The 25864-nt window shown below is 68.3% G+C and carries 25 protein-coding genes; 12 read left to right on the top strand and 13 right to left on the bottom strand.

What is annotated here, in order from left to right; genetic code table 11:
* The first annotated feature begins 39 nt into the window (after nucleotides 1-39).
* Nucleotides 40-1611, top strand: a complete 1572-nt coding sequence (gene purH, locus ACG3SL_RS18895; protein WP_448662701.1) for a bifunctional phosphoribosylaminoimidazolecarboxamide formyltransferase/IMP cyclohydrolase — start codon at nucleotides 40-42, stop codon at nucleotides 1609-1611.
* 42 nt (nucleotides 1612-1653) lie between these two features.
* Here the strand turns inward: purH and ACG3SL_RS18890 are convergent, their stop codons facing one another.
* From ACG3SL_RS18890 to nadB, 4 genes are all read right to left on the bottom strand, one after another.
* Nucleotides 1654-3108, bottom strand: coding sequence for a lipopolysaccharide biosynthesis protein (locus tag ACG3SL_RS18890; RefSeq protein WP_448665171.1), 1455 nt, complete (start codon nucleotides 3106-3108; stop codon nucleotides 1654-1656).
* A 56-nt stretch (nucleotides 3109-3164) separates the two neighbouring features.
* Nucleotides 3165-5921 carry a DNA polymerase I gene (gene polA, locus ACG3SL_RS18885; RefSeq protein WP_448662700.1) on the bottom strand — a complete coding sequence of 919 codons (2757 nt, stop codon included), beginning with the start codon at nucleotides 5919-5921 and terminating at the stop codon, nucleotides 3165-3167.
* A 71-nt stretch (nucleotides 5922-5992) separates the two neighbouring features.
* Nucleotides 5993-7036 carry a serine hydrolase gene (locus ACG3SL_RS18880; protein ID WP_448665170.1) on the bottom strand — a complete coding sequence of 348 codons (1044 nt, stop codon included), beginning with the start codon at nucleotides 7034-7036 and terminating at the stop codon, nucleotides 5993-5995.
* Between the two features lie 233 nt (nucleotides 7037-7269).
* A complete protein-coding gene (gene nadB / locus ACG3SL_RS18875) occupies nucleotides 7270-8886 on the bottom strand; it encodes an L-aspartate oxidase (RefSeq protein WP_448662698.1) in 1617 nt (538 codons plus the stop codon).
* 107 nt (nucleotides 8887-8993) lie between these two features.
* Here nadB and ACG3SL_RS18870 point away from each other — a divergent pair, with 107 nt between their 5' ends.
* Genes ACG3SL_RS18870 through ACG3SL_RS18860 form a run of 3 tightly spaced genes read left to right on the top strand, consistent with a single transcriptional unit; the run spans nucleotide 8994 to nucleotide 10840 of the window.
* The gene (locus ACG3SL_RS18870; RefSeq protein ID WP_448662697.1) at nucleotides 8994-9899 is read left to right on the top strand and encodes an alpha/beta hydrolase family esterase; all 906 of its coding nucleotides are present in this window, start codon (nucleotides 8994-8996) and stop codon (nucleotides 9897-9899) included.
* Between the two features lie 7 nt (nucleotides 9900-9906).
* Nucleotides 9907-10323, top strand: coding sequence for a hypothetical protein (locus ACG3SL_RS18865; protein WP_448662696.1), 417 nt, complete (start codon nucleotides 9907-9909; stop codon nucleotides 10321-10323).
* Nucleotides 10301-10840, top strand: a complete 540-nt coding sequence (locus tag ACG3SL_RS18860) for a hypothetical protein (RefSeq protein ID WP_448662695.1) — start codon at nucleotides 10301-10303, stop codon at nucleotides 10838-10840. The genes ACG3SL_RS18865 and ACG3SL_RS18860 overlap by 23 nt, the downstream gene beginning before the upstream one ends.
* Nucleotides 10841-10864: 24 nt before the next feature.
* Here ACG3SL_RS18860 and ACG3SL_RS18855 read toward each other — a convergent pair whose 3' ends face one another.
* Nucleotides 10865-11782, bottom strand: coding sequence for an ABC transporter ATP-binding protein (locus tag ACG3SL_RS18855; RefSeq protein WP_448662694.1), 918 nt, complete (start codon nucleotides 11780-11782; stop codon nucleotides 10865-10867).
* A 65-nt stretch (nucleotides 11783-11847) separates the two neighbouring features.
* Here ACG3SL_RS18855 and ACG3SL_RS18850 point away from each other — a divergent pair, with 65 nt between their 5' ends.
* The 5 genes from ACG3SL_RS18850 to ACG3SL_RS18830 all read left to right on the top strand — a co-directional run bounded on the left by ACG3SL_RS18850 (nucleotide 11848) and on the right by ACG3SL_RS18830 (nucleotide 15635).
* A complete protein-coding gene (locus ACG3SL_RS18850) occupies nucleotides 11848-12078 on the top strand; it encodes a zinc-finger domain-containing protein (protein WP_448662693.1) in 231 nt (76 codons plus the stop codon).
* 18 nt (nucleotides 12079-12096) lie between these two features.
* Nucleotides 12097-13524: a metalloprotease TldD gene (tldD, locus tag ACG3SL_RS18845; protein WP_448662692.1), complete on the top strand. Its 1428-nt coding sequence runs from the start codon at nucleotides 12097-12099 to the stop codon at nucleotides 13522-13524.
* Complete coding sequence (locus ACG3SL_RS18840; protein WP_448662691.1) at nucleotides 13524-13727, top strand: putative signal transducing protein; 204 nt, start codon at nucleotides 13524-13526, stop codon at nucleotides 13725-13727. Before tldD ends, ACG3SL_RS18840 begins: the two co-directional genes overlap by 1 nt.
* A gap of 145 nt (nucleotides 13728-13872) precedes the next feature.
* Nucleotides 13873-14211, top strand: a complete 339-nt coding sequence (locus tag ACG3SL_RS18835; protein WP_448662690.1) for a P-II family nitrogen regulator — start codon at nucleotides 13873-13875, stop codon at nucleotides 14209-14211.
* Between the two features lie 14 nt (nucleotides 14212-14225).
* The gene (locus ACG3SL_RS18830; RefSeq protein ID WP_448662689.1) at nucleotides 14226-15635 is read left to right on the top strand and encodes an ammonium transporter; all 1410 of its coding nucleotides are present in this window, start codon (nucleotides 14226-14228) and stop codon (nucleotides 15633-15635) included.
* A 90-nt stretch (nucleotides 15636-15725) separates the two neighbouring features.
* Here the strand turns inward: ACG3SL_RS18830 and ACG3SL_RS18825 are convergent, their stop codons facing one another.
* Genes ACG3SL_RS18825 through recQ form a run of 6 tightly spaced genes read right to left on the bottom strand, consistent with a single transcriptional unit; the run spans nucleotide 15726 to nucleotide 21325 of the window.
* Nucleotides 15726-17312: a GMC family oxidoreductase gene (locus ACG3SL_RS18825; RefSeq protein ID WP_448662688.1), complete on the bottom strand. Its 1587-nt coding sequence runs from the start codon at nucleotides 17310-17312 to the stop codon at nucleotides 15726-15728.
* A complete protein-coding gene (locus ACG3SL_RS18820; RefSeq protein WP_448662687.1) occupies nucleotides 17246-18208 on the bottom strand; it encodes a sterol desaturase family protein in 963 nt (320 codons plus the stop codon). Before ACG3SL_RS18820 ends, ACG3SL_RS18825 begins: the two co-directional genes overlap by 67 nt.
* A gap of 57 nt (nucleotides 18209-18265) precedes the next feature.
* Nucleotides 18266-18625 (bottom strand): hypothetical protein, encoded by a 360-nt coding sequence (locus ACG3SL_RS18815; RefSeq protein WP_448662686.1) that lies wholly within the window; start codon nucleotides 18623-18625, stop codon nucleotides 18266-18268.
* Complete coding sequence (locus ACG3SL_RS18810) at nucleotides 18622-19053, bottom strand: TIGR01244 family sulfur transferase (protein ID WP_448662685.1); 432 nt, start codon at nucleotides 19051-19053, stop codon at nucleotides 18622-18624. The genes ACG3SL_RS18815 and ACG3SL_RS18810 overlap by 4 nt, the downstream gene beginning before the upstream one ends.
* Complete coding sequence (locus tag ACG3SL_RS18805; protein WP_448662684.1) at nucleotides 19050-19553, bottom strand: hypothetical protein; 504 nt, start codon at nucleotides 19551-19553, stop codon at nucleotides 19050-19052. Before ACG3SL_RS18805 ends, ACG3SL_RS18810 begins: the two co-directional genes overlap by 4 nt.
* Nucleotides 19550-21325 (bottom strand): DNA helicase RecQ, encoded by a 1776-nt coding sequence (recQ, locus tag ACG3SL_RS18800; RefSeq protein WP_448662683.1) that lies wholly within the window; start codon nucleotides 21323-21325, stop codon nucleotides 19550-19552. The genes ACG3SL_RS18805 and recQ overlap by 4 nt, the downstream gene beginning before the upstream one ends.
* Before the next feature lie 126 nt (nucleotides 21326-21451).
* Here recQ and ACG3SL_RS18795 point away from each other — a divergent pair, with 126 nt between their 5' ends.
* Both ACG3SL_RS18795 and ACG3SL_RS18790 read left to right on the top strand, forming a co-directional pair.
* Nucleotides 21452-22906 (top strand): ATP-binding protein, encoded by a 1455-nt coding sequence (locus ACG3SL_RS18795; RefSeq protein WP_448662682.1) that lies wholly within the window; start codon nucleotides 21452-21454, stop codon nucleotides 22904-22906.
* A gap of 69 nt (nucleotides 22907-22975) precedes the next feature.
* Nucleotides 22976-23848, top strand: coding sequence for a hypothetical protein (locus tag ACG3SL_RS18790; protein ID WP_448662681.1), 873 nt, complete (start codon nucleotides 22976-22978; stop codon nucleotides 23846-23848).
* Here ACG3SL_RS18790 and ACG3SL_RS18785 read toward each other — a convergent pair whose 3' ends face one another.
* Nucleotides 23849-24370, bottom strand: a complete 522-nt coding sequence (locus ACG3SL_RS18785) for a TetR/AcrR family transcriptional regulator (protein WP_448662680.1) — start codon at nucleotides 24368-24370, stop codon at nucleotides 23849-23851.
* A gap of 84 nt (nucleotides 24371-24454) precedes the next feature.
* Between ACG3SL_RS18785 and ACG3SL_RS18780 the strand changes: the two genes are divergently transcribed.
* Entirely contained in the window at nucleotides 24455-24925 is a 471-nt protein-coding gene (locus ACG3SL_RS18780) for a monooxygenase family protein (protein WP_448662679.1), read from the top strand.
* A 2-nt stretch (nucleotides 24926-24927) separates the two neighbouring features.
* On the opposite strand, the gene ACG3SL_RS18775 is transcribed toward ACG3SL_RS18780, so the two are convergent.
* On the bottom strand, nucleotides 24928-25857 hold the full coding sequence (locus ACG3SL_RS18775; protein WP_448662678.1) for an alpha/beta fold hydrolase: 930 nt from the start codon (nucleotides 25855-25857) through the stop codon (nucleotides 24928-24930).
* Nucleotides 25858-25864: the final 7 nt, after the last annotated feature.

The raw sequence follows: 25864 nt of genomic DNA, 5'->3' as shown, positions 1-25864 counted from the left end.
GGGTTGCCCCCGCGCCCATGATTCGGGAGAGGGCCGCGCATGGATCAGGTCATCATCAAGCGCGCCCTTCTCTCGGTCTCCGACAAGACCGGGATCGTCGAACTCGGACAGGCGCTCGCCGCCCAGGGAGTCGAGCTCGTCTCGACCGGGGGCACTGCCAAGGCACTGCGCGACGCCGGGCTCGACGTGCGCGACATTTCCGACCTCACCGGCTTCCCGGAGATGATGGACGGGCGCGTCAAGACGCTGCACCCGAATGTCCATGGCGGCCTGCTCTCGGTCCGCGCGAACCCCGAGCACCAGGCCTCGATGGCCGAGCACGCCATCGTGCCGATCGACCTGGTCGTGGTGAACCTCTATCCCTTCGCCGAGACCGTCGCCAAGGGCGCGGACCGCGACGAGATCATCGAGAATATCGACATTGGCGGCCCGTCGATGGTGCGCTCTGCCGCGAAGAACCATGAATCGGTCGCGATCGTCACCGATCCCGCCGATTACGCGCTGGTGATGGGCGGCACGACCACGCTGGCGCAGCGCCGCAAGTTCGCCGCCAAGGCCTATGCGGCAACGGCGGCCTATGACGCGGGCATCGCGCGCTGGTTCGCGACGGTCGACCAGGGCGAGGTGCTGCCCACCACGCTGCCGCTCGCGCTCGTGAAGCAGGCCGATCTGCGCTACGGCGAGAACCCGCATCAGCAGGCGGCGCTGTACGTGCCCCAGCGCGTCGTCGGCGGCGGGATCGCCCAGGCCCGGCAGCTTCAGGGCAAGGAACTGAGCTACAACAATTACAACGACGCCGACGCCGCGCTCGAACTGGTCAGCGAATTCCGCGACGGCCCGCCGACCGTGGTGATCGTCAAGCACGCCAATCCCTGCGGCGTGGCGAGCGGCGCGACGCTGGCCGAGGCCTATGCGGCGGCCTTCGCCTGCGACACCGTCTCGGCATTCGGCGGCATCATCGCGGTCAACCGCCCGCTCGACCGCGCGACGGCAGAGGCCATCAGCGGCATCTTCACCGAAGTCGTCTGCGCCCCCGACGCCGATGACGATGCGCGCGCGGTGTTCGCCGCCAAGAAGAACCTGCGCCTGCTGCTGACCGGCGAACTGCCCGATCCGGCGCGCGGCGGGCTGATGCTCAAGTCGATCGCGGGGGGCATGCTGGCGCAATCGCGCGACAACGGCATCGTCACGCGCGACCAGCTCAAGGTCGTGACGAAGCGCCAGCCGACCGAGCAGGAACTGGCCGACTGCCTGTTCGCCTGGACCGTGGCCAAGCACGTCAAGTCGAACGCGATCGTCTATGCCAAGGACGGCAGCACCGCCGGCGTCGGCGCCGGCCAGATGAACCGCCTGGAAAGCGCCCGCATCGCGGCGTGGAAGGCGAAGGACGCGGCGGACAAGGCCGGCTGGGCCACGCCACGCACGATCGGCTCGGCCGTGGCGTCGGACGCTTTCTTCCCCTTCGCCGACGGCCTGCTGGCGGCAGTGGAAGCGGGCGCGACCGCCGTGATCCAGCCGGGCGGCTCGATCCGCGACGACGAAGTGATCGCGGCCGCGGACGAAGCGGGCCTTGCGATGGTGTTCACCGGCATGCGCCACTTCCGGCATTGATCGAAAACGAATGCCCGGCCCCCGCGCCGGGCATTTTCGCGCTCAGGCGGGCTCGGCGACCGGAAGTGCCGCCTCCGCCCCGGGCATCTTGCGGAACAGCGCGCGGTCTTCGGCGCCGAAGCCGAAGCGGATGATGACGAACAGATAGGTCACCAGGATCGCCGGCATCCCCAGGCTGAGCTTCGCCCATTCATACCGATGCGGCAAAGCCATGAACGCCATGCCGACCAGCCCCGAAATCGCGATCGCCGCAAAGAAGCTGGGCCGGACGCGCAGCACCGACGCGCCGAGCAGGCGGCGCAGCACGATCGCCTTGACCACCGATCCGATCGTCACCGAAATCGCCAGCGCCGCCGCCGGGCCGGCGGCCTGCCACCCTTCGGACCAGCCCTGTTGCCGGGCCAGGATGACGAAGGCGAAGCTCAGCGCGATCTGGAACGACAGCACGCACAGCGAGATCATCAGGTTGCGGTGCCGGGCGATATAGACCAGCGCAGTCTCGCACACCGCGCCGGTCGAGGCGAATACCTCCGCCATCAGCAGGATGCACAGCGCGCCCGCACCGGTCACGAACTCGGGCCCGATCAGCCCCATCACGCCCTCGGCGGGCAGGGCGAACATCACCAGCAGCCCCGCCTGCGCACAGGTGATCCAGAACCCGACCTGCCGCACCTGGTTGGCCACCGCGCCCTTGTCGCCCACTGCCAGGCTTTGGGTCACGACGGGCGCGAGGATGGGGTCGAAGCTCGATTTGAGCCGCTGCGGCACCGATGCGACTTGTTGCGCCATGTAATAGACCCCGACCACGCCGGGCGCGAACAACAGCCCCAGGATGAATCGGTCGACGTTGCGCGTGGCCCATTCGATCGTGTCGGCGCCCGCCAGCGGGGCATTGCGCCGCGCCAGTGCCCAGATGTCGGCGGGGCGGGGGCGCCAGCCGCGCGGGAATCCATATTCGCGCACGAACGGCACGATCGACGCCAGCATCGCCGCGACCATCGACACGACATAGGCGAGGATCAGCCCGTCGCGCGCGGAGACGAACGAAAACACCCATGCCGCGATGCTGATCGTCCACGGCTCGATCACCGCCCGCGCGGTCACCGATGCGCGGATATTGTGGCGATAGGCGAGCGCGGACAGCGCCACGTCCGATGCGGCGGTGGCAAACACCACCAGCGGCAACAGCCGCTCCAGCCCGATCACCTGGCTGTTGGGATACATCGCCTGCGGGAAGACCATCAGCACGCCGCACGCGACTGCCGATGCGACCAGCGCGACCACCATCGCGTCCCACACGACATGCGCATGCGGCCGATCGGTCGACGACAGCGCCTGGGCCAGCCCGCGCTTCAGCCCCAGGGTGGCGAACAGCGCGGCGACTTCGATCACCAGCACGGCGATCGCATAGCGACCGACGATGTCAGGGCCATAGACGCGCCCGGCGATGAACAGGAAGGGCAGCCGCGCGGCGAGCCGCAGCATGAAGCCGAGCATGTTGGTGCGCCCGCCCTTGGCCAGCGCGTTGATGTCCTGCGAACCCGCCGCGTCGCTCAATGCGCGGCGCCCCAGCTCGGGCCCACGCCGATCTCGACGCCCAGCGGCACGCTCAGCACGATCGCCGGCTCGGCGGCGGTCGCCATCACGCGCTCGATGATCGGGCGCGCCGCCTCGACATCGGCTTCGGGCAGTTCGAACACCAGTTCGTCGTGCACCTGGAGCAGCATCCGCACATTCGGCAGCCCGGCCTCGGCCAGTGCCGGCCCCATCCGCGCCATCGCGCGCTTGATGATGTCGGCGCTGGTCCCCTGGATCGGGGCGTTGATCGCGGCGCGCTCGCTGCCCGCGCGCTCATTGGGGTTGGACGATTTGAGCCGGGGGAAATGCGTCTTCCGCCCGAACAGCGTGGTGGTGTAGCCACGCTCCTTCGCCTCCGCCAGCGTATCGGCGATATAGCGGTTGATGCCCGGAAAGCGCTCGAAATAGCGGCTGATCATCGCCTGCGCCTCGTCCGGCGTCACGTCCAGCCGCCCGGCCAGGCCCCAGCGCGAAATGCCGTAGAGGATCGCGAAGTTGATCGTCTTGGCCCGCCCGCGCGTGTCGCGGTTCACTTCGCCGAACAGCTCCATCGCGGTCATGCTGTGGATGTCGTCGCCGCGCGCAAAGGCATCGCGCAGCGCCGGCACGTCGGCGATATGCGCCGCCAGCCGCAGCTCGATCTGCGAATAGTCCGCCGCCAGGATGACATTGCCCGGCTCCGCGACAAAGGCGTCGCGGATCTGGCGGCCGACTTCGGTGCGGATCGGGATGTTCTGGAGATTGGGGTCGGTGGAGGACAGGCGCCCGGTCTGCGCGCCGGTGAGGCTGTAGCTGGTATGGACGCGGCCCGTCGCCGGGTTGATCTGCGCCTGGAGCGCGTCGGTATAGGTCGATTTCAGCTTCGACAGCTGGCGCCAGTCGAGCACCTTGGCCGCCATCACCCGGCCCGGCGAATCCTTGTCGGCGGCGATCCGCTCCAGCTCGGTCACGTCGGTGGAATAGACCCCCGACTTGCCCTTGCGCCCGCCCTTGATCCCCATCTGCTCGAACAGCACGTCGCCCAGCTGCTTGGGGCTGCCGATGGTGAACTTGAACCCGGCGATGCCGTGGATTTCGTCTTCCAGCACTGCCATCTGCTTGGAGAACTCGTCCGAGAGGCGCGCGAGCACGGCGGCATCGACCTTGATGCCCGCCTGCTCCATCCCCGCGATCACCGCCACCAGCGGGCGATCGACCATCTCGTACACGCGCGTCGCGCCTTCATGCGACAGGCGCGGCTTGAACCGCCGCCACAGCCGCAGCGTCACATCAGCATCCTCGGCGGCATAGCGCGTCGCCGCCTTCAGATCGACTTCGTGGAAGCCGAGCTGCTTCTTGCCGGTGCCGACCACGTCCTTGTACGCGATGCAGCTGTGCGCAAGGTGCGTCGCCGCCAGCTCGTCCATGCCATGGCCATGCAGCCCGGCATCGAGGTCGAAGCTCATCACGATCGTGTCGTCATAGGGCGCGACTACCAGCCCCAGCCGCGCCAGCACGCTCATGTCGTATTTGAGGTTGTGCCCGATCTTGAGCACCGCCGGGTCCGCCAACAGCGGCTTCAGCTTCGCCAGCGCGGTGGCGGCATCGAGCTGCACCGGCTTTTCGGCGAACATGTCGGTCCCGCCATGCGCGAGCGGGATATAGCAGGCCTTGTTCGGCGCCAGTGCCAGGCTCACGCCGACCAGATCGGCGCGCGTCGCGTCCAGCCCGGTCGTCTCGGTATCGATCGCGACCCAGCCCTGGTGCGTGGCGGCGGCGATCCAGCTATCGAGCGCGTCCTCGGTCACGACGGTCTCGTATCCGTCATGGTCGCACGGCGGGTCCGCTTCGACACCCGGCGCCTCGTGCGTCTCGACCGGCGCGTCGGCGACGGCGGACAGGCGCGACAGCAAGGTGCGAAAGCCGTGATGCTCCAGGAACGCGCGCAGCGGCGCGTCGGGAATTCCCTGAAGCTGCAATGCGTCGAGCGGATCGGGCAGCGGCACGTCGCTCGACAATTCGACCAGCCGGCGCGACAGCCGCGCCATGTCGGCATGTTCGATGAGGTTGTCGCGCATCTTCGACGGCTTCATCGTCGGCGCGGCGGCCAGCACCGCCTCCACCGATCCATGTTCCTGGATCAGCTTCGCCGCCGTCTTGGGGCCGATGCCCGGTACGCCCGGCACGTTATCGGCGGTGTCGCCCATCAGCGCGAGCACGTCGCCCAGCTGCCTGGGCTCGACGCCGAATTTCTCGATCACAGCTTCCGGCCCCAGCCGCCGGTTGTTCATCGTATCGTACAGGTCCAGCCCCGGTTCGATCAGTTGCATCAGGTCCTTGTCGGAACTGACGATCGTGACCGACCACCCTTGCGCCAGCGCCGCCTTGGCATAGCTGGCGATCAGGTCGTCGGCCTCCCAGCCTTCCTCCTCGATGCACGGCAGCGAAAAGGCGCGGGTGGCGTCGCGGATCATGGGGAACTGGGGGACCAGATCCTCCGGCGCAGGCGGCCGATGCGCCTTGTACTGATCGTACAGTTCGTTGCGGAACGTGTGGCTGGACTTGTCCAGGATCACGGCCATGTGCGTCGGGCCATCGGCCTTGTGCAGCTCGTCGGCGAGCTTCCACAGCATCGTCGTATAGCCATAGACCGCGCCCACCGGCTCGCCATGCTTGTTGGTGAGCGGCGGAAGCCGGTGATACGCGCGGAATATGTAACCCGAGCCGTCGACCAGGTAGAGATGATTGCCCATCGTCGAGGGGCTTAGCAGCGGCGATCCGGCCCGTCACCCCGCCAGACGAACGGCTGGTCGAAACCGGGGTATTACCGGTGGCTGGAAACGATCGCGGTCGCCACGGCCTGCATCAGCAACTGGCGCTCGCGGATCGGGCGCGGGGTGTCGCCGATCATCACCGCCAGTGCATAGGAACGGCCATCGGGCGCAGTCAGGATGCCGACATCGTTGAAGCCCGCGGTGCGGCGGCCCAGGTCCTGGCCCGTGCCGGTCTTGTGCGCATAGGACCAGCCCGGCGGCACCGCGCCGTGCACGCGCGCGCGCCCGGTCTTGGCCCCCGCCATCGTCTGGAGCAGCCAATCGCTCGACGCCGGCGACAACAGCTCGCCGCGCTTCAGCCGCGCGAGCGCGTTCGCGATCGCTTCGGGCGCCGCGCCGTCGGGCGGGTCCTTCACATAGGATTCATATGCCGCCAGCCGCACCGTGGGTGAAAGCTGCGCGCGTGCCTGGGCAAAGGCGTTGCCCATCGAATATTGCGGCTTCCACTCCAGCCCGGCGGTTCCCGCCTGGAGCAGCTTTTCGCCCGGCCCGAATCGGATCGCGCCAAGCCCCTTGCGCGCAATGAAGTCCCGCACCGCCTGCGGGCCGCCGACCAGCCGGAGCAGCTTGTCGTTGCAGGTGTTGTCGCTCATCTGCATCGCGCGGCGGCTGATCTCGCCCACGGTGGCGGTATAGCCGGTATCGCCCTTGACCAGCGCGGCGACCGGCTGGTGGAACAGCGTGAAATCGGCGCGGGTGATGGTCAGCGGATCGTCGAGCCGGATCCTGCCGCGATCGACGGCGTCGAGCAGCGTCATCGTCACCCACAGCTTGCTCACGCTCTGCTGCGGCATCCGGCGCGTGGCGTTGGGGGTGGCGACCACCCAGCCATCCTCGACGCTGGTCACCGCGACGCCGGCGACGCCCTGGAAATTGCGCAGCAGCGTGTCGAGCTGCGACACGAGCATCTGGGGTGCGGGCCGCACGGGGGCGGGCGCCGGGCGCGGCGCGGCGGGGAAGGGCATGGTCACGCTATAGCTGGGCGCGGGCAGATAGGCGGCGAGCGCCACATCCTCGTGCACCGCGCATCCCATCAGCAGCGCCGGGCCCAGCCCGGCAACCGTCAACGCTCTTTCGACTTTCGAGAAACTCTCGACCTTCTTCACCAACACAACCTCTTGCCCGGCCGCAACCCTGCTGCGGATACGTTGCTCGCAAAAGCCTGCGACGCGCGCGATGCGACGAATCCTATCATCATAGCGGCGAATCGTGAACCAAAATGACACGATGGGCGTTTATTTTCCGGTTGCGTCCGGGCGCGGGCCGCTCACGGCACCAATATGGTGTCGCGCGCCACTTCGTCGGTCTGGGGGTAATCGAGCGTATAGTGCAGCCCCCGGCTCTCCTTGCGGTGCAGCGCGGACTTCACGATCAGGTCGGCACTTTCCAGCAGGTTGCGCAGTTCGATCAGGTCGGGCGTCACCCGGAAATGGCCGTAATAGTCGTTCACTTCCTCGCGCAGCATCTTGATGCGGTGCGCCGCGCGTTCCAGCCGCTTGGTGGTGCGGACGATGCCGACATAATTCCACATGAAACGGCGGATCTCGGTCCAGTTCTGCTTGATGACGACTTCCTCGTCCGAATCGGCGACGCGGCTTTCGTCCCAGGCGCGTATCGCCGGCGGGGGCGCCAGGTCGCCCCAATGCGCCGCGATATGGTTGGCCGCCGCCTCGCCGAACACGAAGCATTCGAGCAGAGAGTTGCTCGCCAGCCGATTGGCGCCGTGCAGCCCAGACTGGCTGACTTCACCCGCCGCATAGAGGCCCGGCAGGTCGGTGCGCCCGTCGCGGTCCACCATCACCCCGCCACAGGTATAATGCTGCGCCGGCACGACCGGAATCGGCTCCTTCGTCATGTCGATGTCGAGGTCGAGCAGCCGCGCGTGGATCGTCGGGAAATGGTGGCGGACGAAATCGGCGCCCATATGGCTGATGTCGAGATGGACGTAGTCGAGCCCCAGCCGCTTGATCTCATGGTCGATCGCGCGCGCCACGATGTCGCGCGGGGCCAGTTCCATCCGGGGATCGAAACCGGGCATGAAGCGGTGCCCGGCCTCTTCGCCCGCATCGGGGGGCAGCAGCAGGTGCCCGCCTTCGCCGCGCACCGCCTCGGTAATCAGGAAATTCTTGACGTCGAGATTGTAGAGGCAGGTCGGGTGGAACTGCATCATCTCCATGTTCGAGATGCGGCACCCCGCGCGCCACGCCATCGCGATTCCGTCGCCGGTCGCGCCGCGCGGGGCGGTGGAGAACAGATAGGTCCGCCCGGCGCCCCCCGTCGCCAGCACGGTCGCGCGCGCGGTGAACAGCTCGACGCGATTGGTCGCCCGGTTGAACGCATAGACGCCCCAGACATTGCCCGCGCCCGAATAACGCATCTCGTGCCGGCTGGTCGCCAGGTCGATCACGACCATGTCGGGCACCAGCGTGATGTTGGGATGCGCGCGCGCGGCCTTGAGCAGCGCTTCCTGCACCGCCCAGCCGGTGGCGTCATCGACATGGGCGATACGGCGATGGCTGTGCCCGCCCTCGCGCGTCAGGTGGAGCGCGTTGCCCTCGGTGTTGAACGGCACGCCCAGCTTGGCCAGCCGCTCGATCGCAGCGGGGGCGTTCTCGACCACCATTTCCACGGTCGCGCGGTCGTTGAGCCCCGCGCCGGCGACCATCGTGTCTTCGATATGGCTTTCGAACGTGTCGCCCGGTTCGAGCACGGCGGCGATCCCGCCCTGCGCCCAGGCCGTCGATCCTTCGGCCAGCCCGCCCTTGGCGATCACCGTCACCTTGAACCGCGCGGCGAGGTTGAGCGCGGCGGTAAGCCCCGCCGCGCCCGATCCGATGACGAGGATGTCGCTCGTGTGCGCGGCGTCGGCCTGACCAGTGTTCATGCGCGGCTATAAAGGCGTTGCTGGCCGCGCGCGCAATCCCGCGCCGCGCCTTTTTGCGTGGCTCGTCCGTCGCGGCTAGGCTGCGCACCGGTAGTGGAGACGATGGCATGGAATTTCGATGGAAGCGCGTAGCGGCGCCGGTGCTGGCGCTCGCGGCACTGTTCGGGGCGAGCCCGGCGGCGGCGCGGTGTACGCTGGGCCAGGCTGGGGTTACCCAGCGGATCGCGATCGCCGACACCGGGCGCAGCGTGCTGCTGCACCGCCCGCTGGGGCAGGGGGCCGCGCCCGCGCCGCTGCTGTTCCTGTTCCACGGCAGCACCGATACGGGGCAGGGCATCCTCGACCAGACCAAAATGACCGCCACCGCCGACGCGCACGGATTCCTGGTGGTGGCGCCCGATGGCGGCATCCCGGCAGAGCGCGGCTTCGTGTGGAACATTCCCGGCGTGCCCACCGTCACGGGCAAGGTGCCGGGGCCCGGCGATGCCGATGACGTCGCGTTCGTGAAGCAGGCGATCGACTGGCTGGCGGCGCGCGGCTGTGCCGATCCCGCGCGCGTCTATGCCAGCGGCCATTCGGGCGGCGGGCGGTTCACCTCCTGGCTGGGCTGTGTCGCCGCCGATCGCTTCGCCGCGATCGCGCCCAATGTCGGCCTGCGCGCCGGCAATCCGCTGAAGGACGTGGCGCTGCCCGATCCGGCGACCTGCGCCCCGTCCCGGCCGATGCCGGTGCTGGCGTTCGCGGGCGACGCCGACACCACCAACCCCATCCAGGGCGGCGGCGCGGGATACTGGCAATACACGATGCACAGTGCGCTGGCCCGCTGGGCGGACCTGAATGCGTGCCGCGTGGGGCCCGAGGAGCGCGCGGTTTCGGCGGACGTGAAGGAAGAACGGTTCACCCGCTGCCGGGGCGGCGCGGACGTGGCCGGGCGGGTCACGCACGGCGCCGGGCATGTGTGGGTGGCGGACAACGAGGCGATGTGGGCGTTCTTTGCGCGACACCGGCGGTGAGGGCCCGATGACGAAATGGCTGCTTCTTTGCGGGGTCCCATTTCTTCTTGGCGGCTGTGGCACGGACTCGACGTGCTTTTCAAAAACGTTGCAGGTCGCGCGTGACCCGGGGAGCGATCGCTTCGCTGCCACGATCGTCAGAGACTGTGGGGCGACGACGGACTATGTGACGGCAATCCTGGTCGGTCACAGGACGGAATCGCCAAAGGACGCCACCGAGGTTTTCGTCGCCGATAGTGACCATGGTGCCGCTGACGATGCCGGCGGTGGCGCGATCTGGACAAACGTCGTCTGGATCGCTCCTGGCAAGCTCTCCGTCGCCCGCGCCTCGAAAGCGCGTGTTTTCAAGCAGCTGCCCTCTGCGAAAGGAGCAAACATCACGTACAGGGCAAGCGATCCACTTGCATCGCCGCTGGTGGATTGAGCACCCGCTGCACCACCTCGGCAAGAATCGTGGGAGGCCACAGCTTTCGACCGGGCGACGGCAGAGCTTGCGATGGCTTCTGGCGCGTGACACGCTGTCTGGCGTGAAGCGATCGAGAGCAATCCTTCTCAGTATCGCGGGGATCGTCGCGTTCCTGATCCTGACTCTGCCCTATTGGGGCATGGGCTCTGCCGTGTTCCTCGATTCCGAGCGCTCAGTCATTTCCCGTGCATCGTCACCCGACGGGAAGCGCATCGCGCAGGTGGAACGCGTCATCGTTGGCGGCGAGCCTTCGATCGTCATCCTCGTCCGGCGATCCTGGGAGCCAGACTGGTATCTGACGGGCTGTGTCGCGGCGTCGCATTATCAAGACGAGCAAGCCCGAATTGAATGGGCCTCGAACGCGCGTCTGATCATCTTCCACGGCGGCCCGCAAAGCTACTGGGACAACTCTGCCCCGTTCCATAACAATCCATGCAGCGACGTTACGGCCATCTTTCAGACGAAGGGCTCATAAAAGCCGTTGAAATAGATCGACCCCCTACGCCGCCCGCGTCAGGTTCAGGAACACATCCTCCAGGTCCGCCTCACGCGTGCTGACATCGACGATGCCGTATCCGCCCGCCTGCACCGCGCCCAGCACTTCGCCGGCGTTCGCCTGGTCCTTGCGGTAGGTGATCACCAGCACGCGCTCGCCCTTCAGCTCCACCTTCTGGAAGCAGGCATTGTCCGGCGCGGCCACGATGTCGCGGTCCACCGTCACTTCGACCACCTTTTCCTGCGCCATGCCGACCAGCTCGCGGGTCGGCTTGTTGGCGATCAGCTGGCCGTGGTTGATGATCGCGATGCGATCGCACAGCTGCTCGGCCTCTTCCAGATAGTGGGTGGTCAGCACCACCGTCACGCCGCGCTGGTTGAGCTGCTTCACATAGGCCCAGAGCTGCTGGCGCAGTTCCACGTCGACTCCGGCGGTCGGCTCGTCGAGCACGATGATCGGCGGGGAATGGACCATCGCCTTGGCCACCATCAGCCGGCGCTTCATCCCGCCCGACAGCGTGCGCGAATAGGCGTTGGCCTTGTCCTCCAGATGCACCGCGCGCAGCAAGTCCATCGAATGGCGCTGCGCCTTGGGCACGCCGTACAGCCCGGCCTGGATGTCCAGCGTCTCGATGGGGGTGAAGAAGGGATCGAAGGTGATCTCCTGGTTGACGATGCCGATGCTCGCCTTGGCATTGCGCGGGTGGGCGTCGATGTCGAAGCCCCAGATCGTCGCGGTCCCGCTGGTCTTGTTCACCAGCCCGGCCAGGATGTTGATCAGCGTCGATTTGCCCGCGCCGTTCGGCCCCAGCAGTCCGAAAATCTGCCCCCGCGGCACCGCGAAGCTTACGCCGTCCAGCGCCCGCTTGCCCCCCGCATAGGTCTTGCACAGATTCTGGATGTCGATCGCGGCCTGAGTCATGGTTCCCGCAATAAGACGGTGTGCTCCTGATTGCGAGCCCCGTCGGGCTTTGCTACCGGGGGCGCATGATCGCCCCGCCCGAAACCATCCGCACGTCCCATGCCCGCGTGTCCTGCGACGGCAGCGGACCCGGCGTCCCCGCAGCCCTTGGCCATCCGCGCGTGTTCCTGCAGATCGACGAGCATGGCTATGTCGATTGCGGCTATTGCGATCGCCGCTTCGTGCTGATCGGCGGCCCTGCCGACGGCGCGGACCAGAGCCAATTGCCCGACCATCCGGCTGGCGCCAGCATTTAAGTCTCCTATATCGGAGGGATGAGCATTCCCTCCGATCCGCGCGCCTATCTCTATCGCGACGCTTTCGATCCCGACACGGCCACCCGCCTGACCGCCGAGGCGCTGGGCCGGGCCGAGGATGGCGAGCTGTACCTGCAGTATCGCAAGACCGAGGCGTTCGGCTTCGACGATGGCCGGCTCAAGACCGCGTCGTTCGATACGCAATCGGGCTTCGGCCTGCGCGCAGTGTCGGGCGAGACGACGGCCTTTGCCCATGCCAACGAGATCAGCGCCGCCGCCATCCGCCGCGCGGCCGAGACGATGGCGCTGATCGATCCGTCGAACCAGCCCAAGGCGCCCCCGCCCCAGGGCAATAACCGCCATCTCTATACCGATGCCGACCCGCTCGACCTGGTCTCCTTCGCCGACAAGGTGAATCTGTGCCAGACGATCGACGCCGCCGCGCGTGCCCGCGATCCCCGCGTGGTGCAGGTCAGCGTCGGCCTCACCGGATCGTGGAGCGTGGTCGAAGTGGTGCGCCCCGATGGCTTTATCGCCACCGATGTGCGCCCGCTGGTCCGCCTCAACGTGTCGATCGTGGTGGAGTCCAAGGGCCGGCGCGAGACGGGCAGCTTCGGCACCGGCGGGCGCACGCTGTACGACCGGCTGTTCGAGCCGGAGACGTGGAATCGCGCGATCGACGAGGCGCTGGCGCAGGCGCTGGTCAATCTGGACGCCGAAGATGCGCCGGCCGGCGACATGACCGTGCTGTGCGGCCCCGGCTGGCCCGGCGTGCTGCTGCACGAGGCGATCGGCCACGGGCTGGAAGGCGATTTCAATCGCAAGGGCACCAGCGCCTTTTCGGGGCGCATCGGCGAGCGCGTCGCCGCGCCGGGCGTCACTGTGGTCGATGACGGCTCGCTCCACGATCGGCGCGGCTCGCTGTCGATCGATGATGAGGGCACGCCGACGCGCGAGACCGTGCTGATCGAGGACGGCATCCTGCGCGGCTATATGCAGGATCGGCTCAACGCCCGGCTGATGGGCGTCGAGCCGACCGGCAACGGTCGCCGCGAATCTTTCCAGCACGCGCCGATGCCGCGCATGACCAACACCTTCATGAAGGGCGGCAGCGACGATCCCGCCGAGCTGCTCAGCAGGGTGAAGAAGGGCATTTTCGCCAAGAGCTTCGGCGGCGGGCAGGTCGACATCGTCTCCGGCAAGTTCGTATTTTCGTGCACCGAGGCCTATCGCGTCGAGAACGGCAGGATCGGCGCGCCGATCAAGGGCGCGACGCTGATCGGCGACGGCCCCTCGGTGCTGACGCGCGTGACGGGCATCGGCAACGACTTCGCGCTGGACGAAGGCGTCGGCATGTGCGGCAAGGGCGGGCAGAGCGTGCCCGCCGGGGTCGGCCAGCCGACTTTGCTGGTCGAAGGACTGACCGTGGGCGGGACCGCCGCCTGATGGCGCTGGTCGAACTGGGCCGGTTCGATCGGCAGGAGGCGCATATCGTCCAGGCCCGGCTGGAGGCGGACGGCATATTGTCTTTCGTATTCGATGCCGGAACCAGCATCGCCGACGGCAGTTACTTCCTGATCCCGGTGCGGGTGATGGTCGACGACGAGGACCTCGACGCTGCCCGCGCGAGCATCGGAAAGCCTGCCTGATTTTTGGGCAGGCTTTCGCATCTGCACAAAAATTTACCTGTTGCTAATATTTGATTGCGTCGGGCGCCCTCTGCGCGGCGCTTGATTGCGTCTGGCACGCCCCTTGCTGATGTGCTCCCCGGGAAAACTGCCAAGAGGGGGCGACATGAAGCTCATCATCGCCATCATCAAACCGTTCAAGCTCGACGAGGTGCGCGAAGCGCTGACCGCTGTCGGCGTGGCGGGGATGACCGTGACCGAGGTGAAGGGGTTCGGGCGGCAAAAGGGCCAGACCGAAATCTATCGCGGGGCCGAGTACAGCACCAACATGGTGCCCAAGATCAAGATCGAAGTCGCCTGCGGCAGCGACATCGCCGACAAGGTCGTCGAAGCGATCCAGGCAGCCGCCAGCACCGGCGCGATCGGCGATGGCAAGATTTTCGTCCTCGAAATGGGTCAGGCCGTGCGCATCCGCACCGGCGAGACCGACGAGACGGCGCTCTGATGAAGGGGGTATCGATGAAGCATGGAATGAAACTGGCGGCCGCCGCAGGGCTGGCCGCCTTCGCCGCGCTGCCCGCCTGGGCACAGGCGCCGGCTGCGACGGTGGTGCCGGACGCCACGATGGTGAACAAGGGCGACGTCAGCTGGATGCTCGTCTCGTCGGCGTTCGTGCTGATGATGTCGGTCCCCGGCCTCGCGCTGTTCTATGGCGGCCTGGTCCGCACCAAGAACATGCTGTCGGTGCTGATGCAGGTGCTGACGATCGTGTGCGTGGCGGGCCTGGTCTGGTGCGCCTGGGGCTATTCGATGGCGTTCACCAATGGTGGCGGGCTCAACCTCTATGTCGGCGGCTTCTCCAAGGTGCTGCTCCAGGGCGTGACGGCGGGCACGTTCGCCGCGACCTTCTCCAACGGCGTCTATCTGCCCGAATTCGTGTTCGTCGTGTTCCAGATGACCTTCGCGATGATCACCCCGGCGCTGATCGTCGGCGCCTTTGCGGAGCGCGTGAAGTTCACGCCGCTCATCATCTTCACCGTGCTGTGGCTGACGCTGGCCTATTTCCCGATCGCGCACATGGTCTGGTACTGGGCGGGCCCGGACTTCCTGGTCGGCGCACCCGATGACCATGGCCTGCTGTGGGGCTGGGGCGCGCTCGACTTCGCGGGCGGCACCGTGGTCCACATCAACGCCGGCATCGCCGGGCTGGTCGGCTGCCTCGTGATCGGCAAGCGCATCGGCTACAAGACCGATCCGATGCCGCCGCACTCGCTGGTGATGACCATGATCGGCGCGTCGCTGCTGTGGGTGGGCTGGTTCGGCTTCAACGCCGGGTCCAACCTCGAATCGAACGGGCTTGCCGGCCTTGCCTTCATCAACACCATGGTGGCGACCGCCGCCGCCGGCGCGATGTGGGCGATCATCGAACAGATCGTCCACAAGAAGCCGTCGCTGCTCGGCGCCGCTTCGGGCGTGGTGGCCGGCTTGGTCGCGATCACCCCGGCTGCGGGCTTTGCCCATCCGATGACGTCGATCGTCCTCGGCGCGGTCGCCTCGGTCGTCTGCTTCCTGTTCGTCACCAAGGTGAAGAACGCCTTCAAGTACGACGACTCGCTCGACGTGTTCGGCGTGCACTGCGTCGGCGGGATCATCGGTGCGATCGGCACTGCGATCGTCGCGGACCCCGCGCTGGGCGGCCAGGGTGCCCTGAACTACACCGTGATCCCCGCAGTACCCGCAACTTACGACCTGGGGCTGCAAATCGTCACCCAGATCAAGGCCGTTGCGCTGACGCTGGTCTGGTCGGGCCTGGTCTCGCTCGTGCTGTTCCTCGCGCTCAAATACACGATCGGCATCCGCCCCAGCGCGGAAGTCGAAGTCGAGGGCCTCGACATCAACGAACATGGCGAGCGCGCCTACAATTACTGACGAAATCGGGCGCCGCGCAGGTCGCGGCGCCCCACCGATGTTCCTCCTGCGGACGACTGGGCCGGTGGTTTCGACCACCGGCCCTTTTTTTCATCCCAGGTCCGCTGCGATGAATTCGGCGCAGCGGTCGCCGATCATGATGCTGGGGGCATTGGTGTTGCCCCCCACCAGCCGGGGCATGACCGAGGCATCGGCGATGTACAGCCCCTCGACGCCGCGCACCCGCAGCCGGGGGTCGCATACCGCCGCGTCGTCCGATCCCATCCGCGCCGTGCCGACCGGGTGATAAACGGTGTCGGCGCGCGCGCGGATCGCGCTTTCCAGTGCGGCATCGTCCGACAGGTCGAGCGGATAGCGGTCGCGCCCCTGGAAATCGGCCATCGGCGGGGTCTCGAGGATGCGGTACATCGCGCGCACGCCGTGCTTCAGCACCGCCATGTCGCGGTCGTCGGACAGGAAATTGGGATCGATCAGCGGCGCCGCCATCGCATCGCACGATTGCAGCCGCACGGTCCCACGGCTCTCGGGCCGCAGCACGCAGGCATGGCAGCTATAGCCATGGCCCTTGACCTCCGCCCGGCCATGGTCGTCGACGATGGCGATCAGGAAATGGAGCTGCACATCGGGCCGCTCGCCCGCCAGGTCGGTGCGCAGGAACCCGCCTGCCTCGGCATAGGGGGTGGTCATCCCGCCCTTGCGCGTCACCAGCCATTTGGCGATCGAGCCCAGCGATCGGATCGCGCCGGCGGGCGACTTGCCGAGGAAGTAGGTCCCGTCGGTCTCGAACGCGGCGGTATAGTCGATATGGTCCTGCAAATCCGCGCCCACCGCGTCACGCGCGACGCGCACCGGAATGCCCATTTCCTGGAGGTGCGCGCCCGGCCCGATGCCCGACAGCATCAGCATCTGCGGCGTCTGGAACGCGCCCGCCGCCAGCACCACTGCGCGCCGCGCACGGATCTCGTGCGGCTGGCCATGGTGGCGATAGGCGACGCCGGACGCGCGGTTCCCGTCGAACAGGATGCGATCGACCATCGAATCGCACAAAATCTCCAGCCGGTGGGTGCGTTTGGCCGGGTCGAGATAGGCGCGCGCCGCCGTCCAGCGCTCGCCGTTGCGCTGGGTGACCTGGTACAGCCCCAGCCCGTCCTGCCGCTCGCCGTTGAAATCGGGGTTCTCCGGCATCTGGAGCGCCGCCCCCGCCGCGATGAACGCGCGGCTGCCGGGATGGGCATAGTCCTGGTCGCTGACCCAGAGCGGCCCCTCGGCCCCGTGCCAGGCATTGGCGCCGCGCGTATTGTGCTCGCATCGGCGGAACACCGGCAGCACTTCGTCCCATCCCCATCCGGGGCAGCCCAGATCGCGCCACTCGTCATAGTCGGCGGCATTGCCCCGGATATAGAGCATCGCGTTGATCGCGCTCGATCCGCCCAGCCCGCGCCCGCGCGGCTGGTATCCCCGGCGCCCGTTCAGCCCCGGCTGGGGCACGGTCTCGAACGCCCAGTTCACGCCCGGCCGCTGGAACGGCATCATCCCCGGCATGATCGTGCCCAGCCCGGTATTGCGGCCCCCGGCCTCCAGCACCGCGACGGTATAGCGCCCGTTCTCGCTCAGGCGGCCTGCGGCGGCGCTGCCGCCCGATCCTCCCCCGATGACGACGATGTCGGCTTCCTGCATTCCGCCTCTCCCCCTTGCCGCGCCTCCCAGCGCGCCTTTATGATTTCGGACGTGTCGCGGCTGCCGTCATGGCTCCATCCCGGCGGCCGGAGCATATAGCCCAGCCGCGCGCGCCAGCCGGGCGCCGCCGCCACGTCGCGCGCGATCCCGACCCATTCGTGGAACGCGGCCCAGAGCAGGTCGAAACTGCCCAGGTCCTTGACGATGCCATAGCGCGGGCGATCGTCGTCGCGCTCGGGCGTGAAGGTGCCGAACCAGCGGTCCCACACGATGAACACGCCGGCATAGTTGCGGTCCAGATAGCGCGGATTGGTCGCGTGATGGACGCGGTGGTGCGACGGCGTGTTCATCACTGCCTCGAACCAGTGCGGCATCCGCCCGATCACCTCGGTATGAATCCAGAACTGATAGACGAGGTTGAGCCCCGCGACGAAGAACACCATCGGCGGCGGAAAGCCGATCAGGAACAGCGGCAGGCGAAACAGGAAGGCCAGGCTGAAGAACCCGGTCCAGGTCTGCCGCAGCGCCGTGGACAGGTTATAATGCTGGCTCGAATGGTGGATGACATGGCTCGCCCAGAACCACCGCACGCGGTGCGCCGATCGGTGAAAGACGTAATAGGCCAGGTCGTCGACTACAAATGCGACGACGAACCAGTACCAGGCATAGCCGATGTCGAAGAACCGGAACTGCCACACCCATTCCGCCATCGCCAGCACCAGCCCGGCGGAGAGCAGCCCCGCCACGGTGCTGCCCAGCCCGAGCAGCAGCGAGGTCAGCGTGTCGCGCGGGCAATAGCGGCGCCGATCCTTTGCGCGGGCGACCAGCATCTCGATCAGCACCAGCGCGACGAACGCGGGTATCGCAAGCGTGACGGGGTCGGGCAGGCTGGGCATCACCCCGCTTGCTTACCCTGATGTCAGTAACGTGTCACGCCGCGCCGCAGCATGGTGTCAGAGGGCGTGGATGCCCATCAAAACCACCGCGCCGAACCGCGCATCGCCGCTGTCGATGCGCAATCCCTCGGGCACCGATACAGCGGCATATCCGGGCGCCAGCCGCCGCGCGGCGATGTGCGCGCCATGGACTTTGAGCAACGCGGCGTCCCCGGCCCGCCCCGGCACCAGCGCCGCCTGTCCATCCGCGCCCAGAACGGCGCGCGCGGCCTCGAAACCCGAAAGCATCGCCTCCGCCGCTTCGATCGCCGCTGCTTCGCTCTCGATCCGGCCGCCGCCCAGCCGCAGCAGCCGGGCAATGCCCGCCAGCGCCAGCACCGCGACCAGCGATGCCGCGAGCGTCGCCAGCGGGTTCATCCCCGCGCGGAAAGCTGGTCGAGCAGCGGGCGGATGCCCGAAATGTCATAGCCTGCGCCCGCCGCCTTTTCGATCAGCGTCTCGGGATCGGCGCCGCCCTGCGCATGCGCCAGCGCCCACAGATTGCACGAGCGCGTGCCCGATCGGCAGAACGCCAGCACGGGCCCGCCGGCTCCGGCCAGCGCGGTCGCCATCGCCTCGACCTGGGGCAGCGAGAAGCCGGCATGCGTCACCGGGATTTCGGCATAGGCCAGCCCCGCCGCCTCGGCCGCCGCGCGCACGGCGCTGCCGCTCGGCTGGCCGGGCTCCTCGCCCTCGGGACGGTTGTTGACGATCGCGGTAAAGCCGGCGGCGGCAATAGCGGCGACGTCCTCGGGCGCGATCTGCGGGGCGACGCTGATGGTCTCGTCGATACGGCGCATGGTCATTTCCCTTCCTCTGCGGGTTCGGTCTTCACGACAGGGCCTGCATCGGCCCAGCCGACGACCAGCGCCTCGGCCCGCGCGCGCTCGTCGAGCGACTGGCGCGCGCCGAAATCACGGCATCCGGTGTCGAAGCGCTGCGTCTGGACCTGGCCGTCGGCGCGGGTCCAGCGGATCTCGCCATAGGGCGCGTCGGTGATGCGGTTGATGCACGGCAGCGGCACCCCGCCGCGCGCCTCGGCCCGGCCCAGCATCACGCGCACCCGGCGAAACCCGGCGGTGCCCGCGTCGAAGCCGCGCGTCACCAGCGTGCCGGCGTTGAACACGTCGGGGGCAGGGCGCACCTGCTCGCCCTTGCCGCTTGCGTCGATCCACCAGCGCGAGACGGGGCGGCCCCAGCTTTGGGTGACCATCTCGATCCGCTCCAGCCGGGGGGCGGGAGCGGGGGCTTCCTGCGCCGGGGCGGCGCCGGCCAGCGCGCCAGCGAGTGCGATCCAAATTGTCATGCTGCCTCCCGTATGACCTGAAGGAATGCGGAGCCATAGGCTTCCAGCTTGCGCGTGCCCACGCCCGACAGCTCGCCCAGCGCATCCAGGCTGGCCGGGCGCGTCATCGCCATGTCGCGCAGCACCGAATCGTGGAAGATCACATAGGGCGGCAGCCCGGTTTCCTGCGCGATCTCGCGGCGCTTGGCGCGCAGTGCCTCGAACAGCGGATGGCCGACCGGATTGGCGCCGCCGCCCGTCGCCGGGCCGCCGCGCCGCGATCGCCGCTCGCGCTTGGGCGGCTGGACCAGCCTGAGCGTCGCCTCGCCCTTCAGGATCGGGCGCGCCTCGGGCCCGAACTCCAGCCCGCCATGCTCGTTGGTGCGCAGCGCGTCGCGCAGCAGCAGCGCGCGCGCCACCGGCTGGATCAGCGCGGCCTCCTCGCCCGATACGATCCCGAATACCGACAGCGCCTCATGCCCGTTGGTCATGCTGCGCTCGGTCGATTTGCCGAGCAGGATGCTCTCGATATAGCCGACGCCGAACAACATGCCGGTGCGGAACACCGCCGACAGGAATTTCTGCGCCACCACGCTGGCATCGATCGCGGCGGGGGGATGGAGGCAATTGTCGCAATTGCCGCAGCTCTCGGGCGAATCCTGGCCGAAATGCTTGAGCAGGATGCGGCGGCGGCACCCGGCGGTCTCGACCAGCGCGCCCAGCGCTGCCAGCCGCGCGCGCTCGCCCGGCTGGCGGCCGGGTTCGACTTCGCCGATCCGCTGGCGCGCGCGCGCGAAATCCTCGGCCCCCCAGAAGAGGTGCGCCACCGCCGGATCGCCATCGCGCCCCGCGCGCCCGGTTTCCTGGTAATAGGCCTCGATCGACTTGGGCAGCCCGGCATGCGCGACGAAGCGGACATCGGGCTTGTCGATCCCCATGCCGAACGCGACGGTGGCGACCACCACCATGTCTTCGGATGCGACGAACGCAGCCTGGTTGCGCCGCCGCACGGCGGGGTCCAGCCCGGCGTGATAGGGCAGCACGCTGCGCCCTGTGGCGGCGAGCTTTTCGGCCAGCTTCTCCACGCCCGCGCGCGTCTGGGCATAGACGATGCCGGGGCCCGGCTGTTCGGCGATCAGGTCCATCACCTGGCGCGTCGTGTTTTCGCGCGGGGCGATGGTGTAGCGGATATTGGGCCGGTCGAATCCGGCGACGATCAGCCCGTCCGGCGCGATCCCCAGCTGTTCCAGGATATCGGCGCGGGTATGCGCATCGGCCGTCGCGGTCAGCGCCAGTCGGGGAACCTGCGGAAACCGATCGAGCAGCGGGCGCAGCAGGCGGTAGTCGGGGCGGAAATCATGCCCCCATTCGGATACGCAATGCGCCTCGTCGATCGCGAACAGGCTCAGCTTTGCCTGTTCGAGCAGCCGGCGGAACCCTTCGCTCGATGCGCGCTCGGGCGCGACATAGAGCAGGTCCAGCTCGCCTGCGCGGAAGCGGGCGATCGTCTCGTCGCGGTTTTCGTCCACCGATGTCAGCGTCGCGGCGCGGATGCCCACGGCCTCGGCGGCGCGCAACTGGTCGTGCATCAGCGCGATCAGCGGGCTGACGACCAGGCACGTGCCCTCCAGCGCCAGGCTCGGCACCTGATAGCACAAAGATTTTCCCGCACCCGTCGGCATCACCGCCAGCGTGCCCTGTCCGCCCAGCACGCGATCGATCACCTGGCGCTGCACGCCCCGAAAATCGGGGAAGCCAAAGGTCTTGCGGAGGATGTCGCGCGGATCGTTCACCCTGCCCCTATCCCCCGAGCGGGGCCGGGGGGCAAGCGCCTGTCCACAGGCTTGCGGCAGGCGGTGGCACCTTTGCCGTATCCGGGCTTGCCTGATGCCCCCTGCATCCGCCAAGGCTGCGCGCGAATGACGGTGCGCGTGGAAATGGGGAAGGATACCGGCGGCAGCCCGGTATCGATGGATCTCGAAGAACTGCTCGCCACCCGTCTGCTGGTGCAGGGCAATTCGGGGTCGGGAAAGTCGCATCTGCTGCGCCGCCTGCTCGAACAATCGGCGGGGCAGGTGCAACAGGTGGTGATCGACCCCGAGGGCGATTTCGTCACGCTCGGCGATCGTTACGGCCATATCGCGATCGAGGCGGCGGACCATAGCGAGCGCGACGTCGCCCGCTTTGCCGCGCGCATCCGCGAACATCGTGCGTCGGTGGTGCTCAGCCTGGAGGGGCTGGAGGCCGAAGGGCAGATGAAATGCGCCGCCGCGTTCCTCTCTGCATTGTTCGATGCCCCGCGCGATCACTGGTATCCCGCGCTGGTCGTGGTCGACGAGGCGCAGCTGTTCGCGCCCGCCGGTGGCGGCGAAGTCGCCGAGGATGTGCGCCGTGCCTCGCTGGGGGCGATGACCAATTTGATGTGCCGGGGCCGCAAGCGCGGGCTGGCGGGGGTGATCGCGACGCAGCGACTGGCGAAGCTGGCGAAAAACGTCGCGGCAGAGGCCTCCAACTTCCTGATGGGTCGCACCTTTCTCGACATCGACATGGCCCGCGCCGCCGACCTGCTCGGCATGGAGCGTCGCCAGGCCGAGCAGATTCGCGACCTCGAACGCGGCAGCTTCCTCGCGCTCGGCCCCGCCGTGTCGCGCCGCCCGGTGTCGATCCGCATCGGCGATGTCGAGACGAGCGCGCGCAGCTCCAGCCCCAAGCTGACGCCGCTGCCCCAGGCGCCGAGCGAGGATATCAAGGACATGCTGCTCGCCCCCGCCGAGCCGACCTGGACGCCGCCCGCGCCGCCCGCGGCCCCGCCGCCGGTCCCGTCGGAGCGGCTGATCGAACAGCTTGCCCGCTCGGTCCCCGCGCCGGCCGAGACCACGCCCGACGTCGATCCCGAAGAGGCCGCCGCGCGAATCGCCGATGTGCTGCGCGACATCGTCGGCGATCCCGAATCGGCGTTGCGGTCGCCGGCGGTGCTGTACCAGGATTTCCTCGTCCGCTGCCGGATGGTGGGCCTTGCGCGCCCGCAGCTGGACCTGTCGGGCTTTGTCCGGCGGCTGTCGGCGGCGCGCGCGGGCATCCATGGCGATCCGGACGACGATTGGGCGCAGGCGCTCGACGCCGCGCGTGCGCTGCCCGACGACATGCTCGGGCCGTTCCTGCTGATCGCCAAGGCCGCGCGTGAGGGGCTGCCGTGCCCCAGCGACACCGAAATCGCCGCCACCTATGGCACCAGCTCGCTTGGGCGCGTCCGCCGTCTGATGACCTATATCGAAAGCCGCGAGCTGTTCGTCACGCGCATCGACTTGGCGGGCAAGCGGTCGATCACGATTCCCCGGCTCGGCTGGACGACGCAGCCCGCCGAAGTCGGCTGAACCCCGGCCTCATATCCGCCCCAATCGACCTCGACCTTGTCCGAATAAGGATCAAGGGGAGGGGAAGCGATGCTACGCATCGTGGCTGTTGGGGTTGCGAGCCTGTTCGTGTCGGGCGCGTCAGAGATGCGCATCGCGCCGGGCGGGACGCTGTCCGCCACCGTCGCGGGCGTGCCCGCGCAGTTGCGGCTCGATCCGGGTGCGCCGAGCATGCCGATCATGAACCCTGATTTTGCGGCGCGCGCGCAGTTCGATGCCGGGCTGTTCGGGTCGATGGTCCATATCGGCCCGGTGCGTGTCAGTGGGCGTACGGCGGTGATCCGCTACGATCTGGGGCAGGGGGCGTATAAGCGCCGTACCGGCTGGTTCGATGCGCCGGTCGTCGCCGGCGCCGATGGCCTGATCGGCCCCGGCAGCGTGCCGGCGCCGGTGGTGCGCTTCGATCTCCACTCCGCCCGCACGGGGGAGCGCGCAGTATCGCTGCCGCTCGTCGATTTCGGCTTTTCGGGGATGGGGGTGCGGCTGCCCGTGGCCGACGTGACGCTCGAAGTGCGCTTCACGCTCGAGCGCGACGAAAGCCTCGCCACCGCCGCCGCCGGCGCCGCGCTGGCGGAGGCGCAGGGCGGGCAGATGCAGGGGGCGGCGCGCGCGGTGCCGATCCTGCTCGGCGTATCGCGCCCGGTTCGCACGCTGGCGCTGGAGACGCCCTTTGCCGTCGGGCCGCTGTCGCTGCGGGCGGTGCAGGTGCGCACCGGCGATTTCGGCAGCACCGATGGCGTGGCGGACGCGGACAAGGCCGTCGATCCCGACGAGATCCTCGTCACTGCGCAACGCAAGCAGAAGCACCGCACGACGCTGACCATCGGGCGCGCCGCGCTGTCCGGCTGTTCGGCGATCGTGTTCGACAAGCCGGCCAAGCGCGTGACGCTGTACTGTCAGTAGTCAGCGCGCCGGTGCCGCAAGCCCGCTGACCATCAGCGCGAGTGCCGCGTGCGCAACGGGTTCGGGCGCGGGGCCCAGCCGCCCGTCGAGCGCCAGCGTCGCGAGGCCATGGACGGTTGCCCAGCAGGTCATGCTGCCGGTTTGGGCATCGTCGGGCAGCAGGTCCGCCATCCGCCGCGCCAGCACGCCATAGGCGGTGTCCTCGCTCGGCGGTGGCCCCGACGCGGCGCCGCCGAACATCAGCCGGAACAGCGCCGGGCGCCCCAGCGCGAACCGGACATAGGCCATTCCCTGCGCCAGCAACGCCGTGCGGGGATCGGGCGCGGCATCGGCCTCGCGCAGCGTGTCGCGCAGCTCGTCGAAACCGTGCGCGGCCACTGCGCCCAGCAGCGCGTCCTTGTCCGCGAAGTGCCGATACGGCGCCATCGCCGAAACCCCCGCCGCGCGCGCGACCGAACGCAGGCTGAACTCCTCGCCCGAATCGAGCAGCGCCAGCGCGGCAGCGATAAGGCGATCGGACAAGTCACTGCGAGGATAAGTTATTTTCAATGTGTACACCGTAAGCAATGCTGGTATGTTTACAGCATACACATCGGAGTCGAAGCCATGCAATCGGTCCAGCGCAGCACCGTCGATCTTTCCGCCTATCCCGACCTGTGCGTCATCGTGCTGGGCATCCGGCTACGTGGCCTGCGCGGGCTGCGCACGCTGTTCGGCATCGGGCCGGGGCTCAGCGCCGTGCGCGGCAAGAACTGGCCCGACGGGCTGCTCGCCGATGAGCCGCTGATCTTTGGCTGGGGCCATTTCGGGATGCGGCAATATTGGCGCGACCTCGAAAGCCTCCAGGCTTTCACGCGCAGCGCCCCGCATGCGCAGTGGTGGAGCAATTTCCTCAAGCGCTACAATGGCGCCGGTTTCTGGCACGAAACCTATTGCCGCTCGGGCGCGATGGAGGCGGTGTATGTCGATGTCGGCAAGGCTATGGGCTTCGGCCGCTTCGCGCCGCAAGCCCCCGCGACCGGCGCGTTCAAGACGATGGACGGGCGGCTGGCCGCCACCCGCCCCGTCGCCGGCTGAGATCAACCCCCGGCCATCAGGCCGCGCAGCCACTCCTCGGTCGCCTGCGCGTGCGTCACCGGCAGCATATGCCCGCCCTCGATGATCGTCAGCCGCGCGCCCGGAATCGCAGCGGCGGTCTTCTCCCCCTGCAGCACCGGGTCGAGCACCGCGTCGCTGCGGCCATAGAGGATCGCCACCGGCACCGTCATCGCCGGATAGCGCGCCGCGATCGCCGCGACCTCGGCGGGGGTGGTGCGCACTTCGGCCGATCCCGCCATATAGCTGCGCGGTCGCAGCGCCAGCGCGCCGCCGCCGCGCGTCACGAAATCGTCGGGCACCGGATCGGGCGCGAATACCGCCGCCGCTGTCGCGACGGCCTTGCTCGCCCCCACCGGCACCGCCAGCGTCCAGGCGAGCAGCGGGCGCAGCGCCGGCGGGGCGACCAGGCTGGCAAACGCCTTGGGCGCGTGATCCACTTTCTGGGTCAGCGGCGCGATCAGCGCGAGCCCGCGCACCAGCTCGGGCCGCGCCTGCGCGAGTGCCAGCGCGACCGCGCCGCCCAGCGAATGCCCGACCAGCAGCGGCTTTTCCAGGTGCAGCTGGATGATCAGCGCGGCGATCATCTCCGCCTGTCCGGCAATGCCGGGCCGCGTGCCCGACAGCGTCGAATGCCCCCAGCCGGGGCGATCGACCAGGATCACCCGGTGGTCGCGCGCCAGCGGTTCGGCCAGCGCATAGGAAAAGTTACGCAGCTGCCCCATCAGCCCATGGATCATCACGATCGCCGGCGCGTCGCGCGGGCCTAGATCGACATAATGAAGCTGTCCGCCCGGCACATGCGCGAAGCGGCCATCGGCGGGCACCGCGTCCTCCGCCTTGCGCGCGATCAGCCCAGACCATCCCACCAGCCCGGCAACCGCCGCGCCCGCCACACCCAAAGGTATCAGCATCCCCATC

The organism is Sphingomonas degradans, from assembly GCF_053502645.1.
This window is presented reverse-complemented; position numbering and strand designations above follow the sequence as displayed.

What these genes read in the sequence shown, in the direction of transcription:
- ACG3SL_RS18840 (WP_448662691.1), top strand. Translation starts at nt 13,524, where the DNA reads ATGGCGCTGGTCGAACTGGGCCGGTTCGATCGGCAGGAGGCGCATATC.
- ACG3SL_RS18775 (WP_448662678.1), bottom strand. Translation starts at nt 25,857, where the DNA reads ATGCTGATACCTTTGGGTGTGGCGGGCGCGGCGGTTGCCGGGCTGGTG.
- ACG3SL_RS18780 (WP_448662679.1), top strand. Translation starts at nt 24,455, where the DNA reads ATGCAATCGGTCCAGCGCAGCACCGTCGATCTTTCCGCCTATCCCGAC.
- ACG3SL_RS18835 (WP_448662690.1), top strand. Translation starts at nt 13,873, where the DNA reads ATGAAGCTCATCATCGCCATCATCAAACCGTTCAAGCTCGACGAGGTG.
- nadB (WP_448662698.1), bottom strand. Translation starts at nt 8,886, where the DNA reads ATGAACACTGGTCAGGCCGACGCCGCGCACACGAGCGACATCCTCGTC.
- ACG3SL_RS18880 (WP_448665170.1), bottom strand. Translation starts at nt 7,036, where the DNA reads ATGGGATGCGCGGTGCACGAGGATGTGGCGCTCGCCGCCTATCTGCCC.
- ACG3SL_RS18795 (WP_448662682.1), top strand. Translation starts at nt 21,452, where the DNA reads ATGACGGTGCGCGTGGAAATGGGGAAGGATACCGGCGGCAGCCCGGTA.
- tldD (WP_448662692.1), top strand. Translation starts at nt 12,097, where the DNA reads ATGAGCATTCCCTCCGATCCGCGCGCCTATCTCTATCGCGACGCTTTC.
- ACG3SL_RS18850 (WP_448662693.1), top strand. Translation starts at nt 11,848, where the DNA reads ATGATCGCCCCGCCCGAAACCATCCGCACGTCCCATGCCCGCGTGTCC.
- ACG3SL_RS18890 (WP_448665171.1), bottom strand. Translation starts at nt 3,108, where the DNA reads ATGCTCGGCTTCATGCTGCGGCTCGCCGCGCGGCTGCCCTTCCTGTTC.
- polA (WP_448662700.1), bottom strand. Translation starts at nt 5,921, where the DNA reads ATGGGCAATCATCTCTACCTGGTCGACGGCTCGGGTTACATATTCCGC.
- ACG3SL_RS18790 (WP_448662681.1), top strand. Translation starts at nt 22,976, where the DNA reads ATGCTACGCATCGTGGCTGTTGGGGTTGCGAGCCTGTTCGTGTCGGGC.
- ACG3SL_RS18820 (WP_448662687.1), bottom strand. Translation starts at nt 18,208, where the DNA reads ATGCCCAGCCTGCCCGACCCCGTCACGCTTGCGATACCCGCGTTCGTC.
- ACG3SL_RS18855 (WP_448662694.1), bottom strand. Translation starts at nt 11,782, where the DNA reads ATGACTCAGGCCGCGATCGACATCCAGAATCTGTGCAAGACCTATGCG.
- ACG3SL_RS18805 (WP_448662684.1), bottom strand. Translation starts at nt 19,553, where the DNA reads ATGACAATTTGGATCGCACTCGCTGGCGCGCTGGCCGGCGCCGCCCCG.
- ACG3SL_RS18865 (WP_448662696.1), top strand. Translation starts at nt 9,907, where the DNA reads ATGACGAAATGGCTGCTTCTTTGCGGGGTCCCATTTCTTCTTGGCGGC.
- ACG3SL_RS18825 (WP_448662688.1), bottom strand. Translation starts at nt 17,312, where the DNA reads ATGCAGGAAGCCGACATCGTCGTCATCGGGGGAGGATCGGGCGGCAGC.
- ACG3SL_RS18830 (WP_448662689.1), top strand. Translation starts at nt 14,226, where the DNA reads ATGAAGCATGGAATGAAACTGGCGGCCGCCGCAGGGCTGGCCGCCTTC.
- ACG3SL_RS18815 (WP_448662686.1), bottom strand. Translation starts at nt 18,625, where the DNA reads ATGAACCCGCTGGCGACGCTCGCGGCATCGCTGGTCGCGGTGCTGGCG.
- purH (WP_448662701.1), top strand. Translation starts at nt 40, where the DNA reads ATGGATCAGGTCATCATCAAGCGCGCCCTTCTCTCGGTCTCCGACAAG.
- ACG3SL_RS18810 (WP_448662685.1), bottom strand. Translation starts at nt 19,053, where the DNA reads ATGACCATGCGCCGTATCGACGAGACCATCAGCGTCGCCCCGCAGATC.
- ACG3SL_RS18870 (WP_448662697.1), top strand. Translation starts at nt 8,994, where the DNA reads ATGGAATTTCGATGGAAGCGCGTAGCGGCGCCGGTGCTGGCGCTCGCG.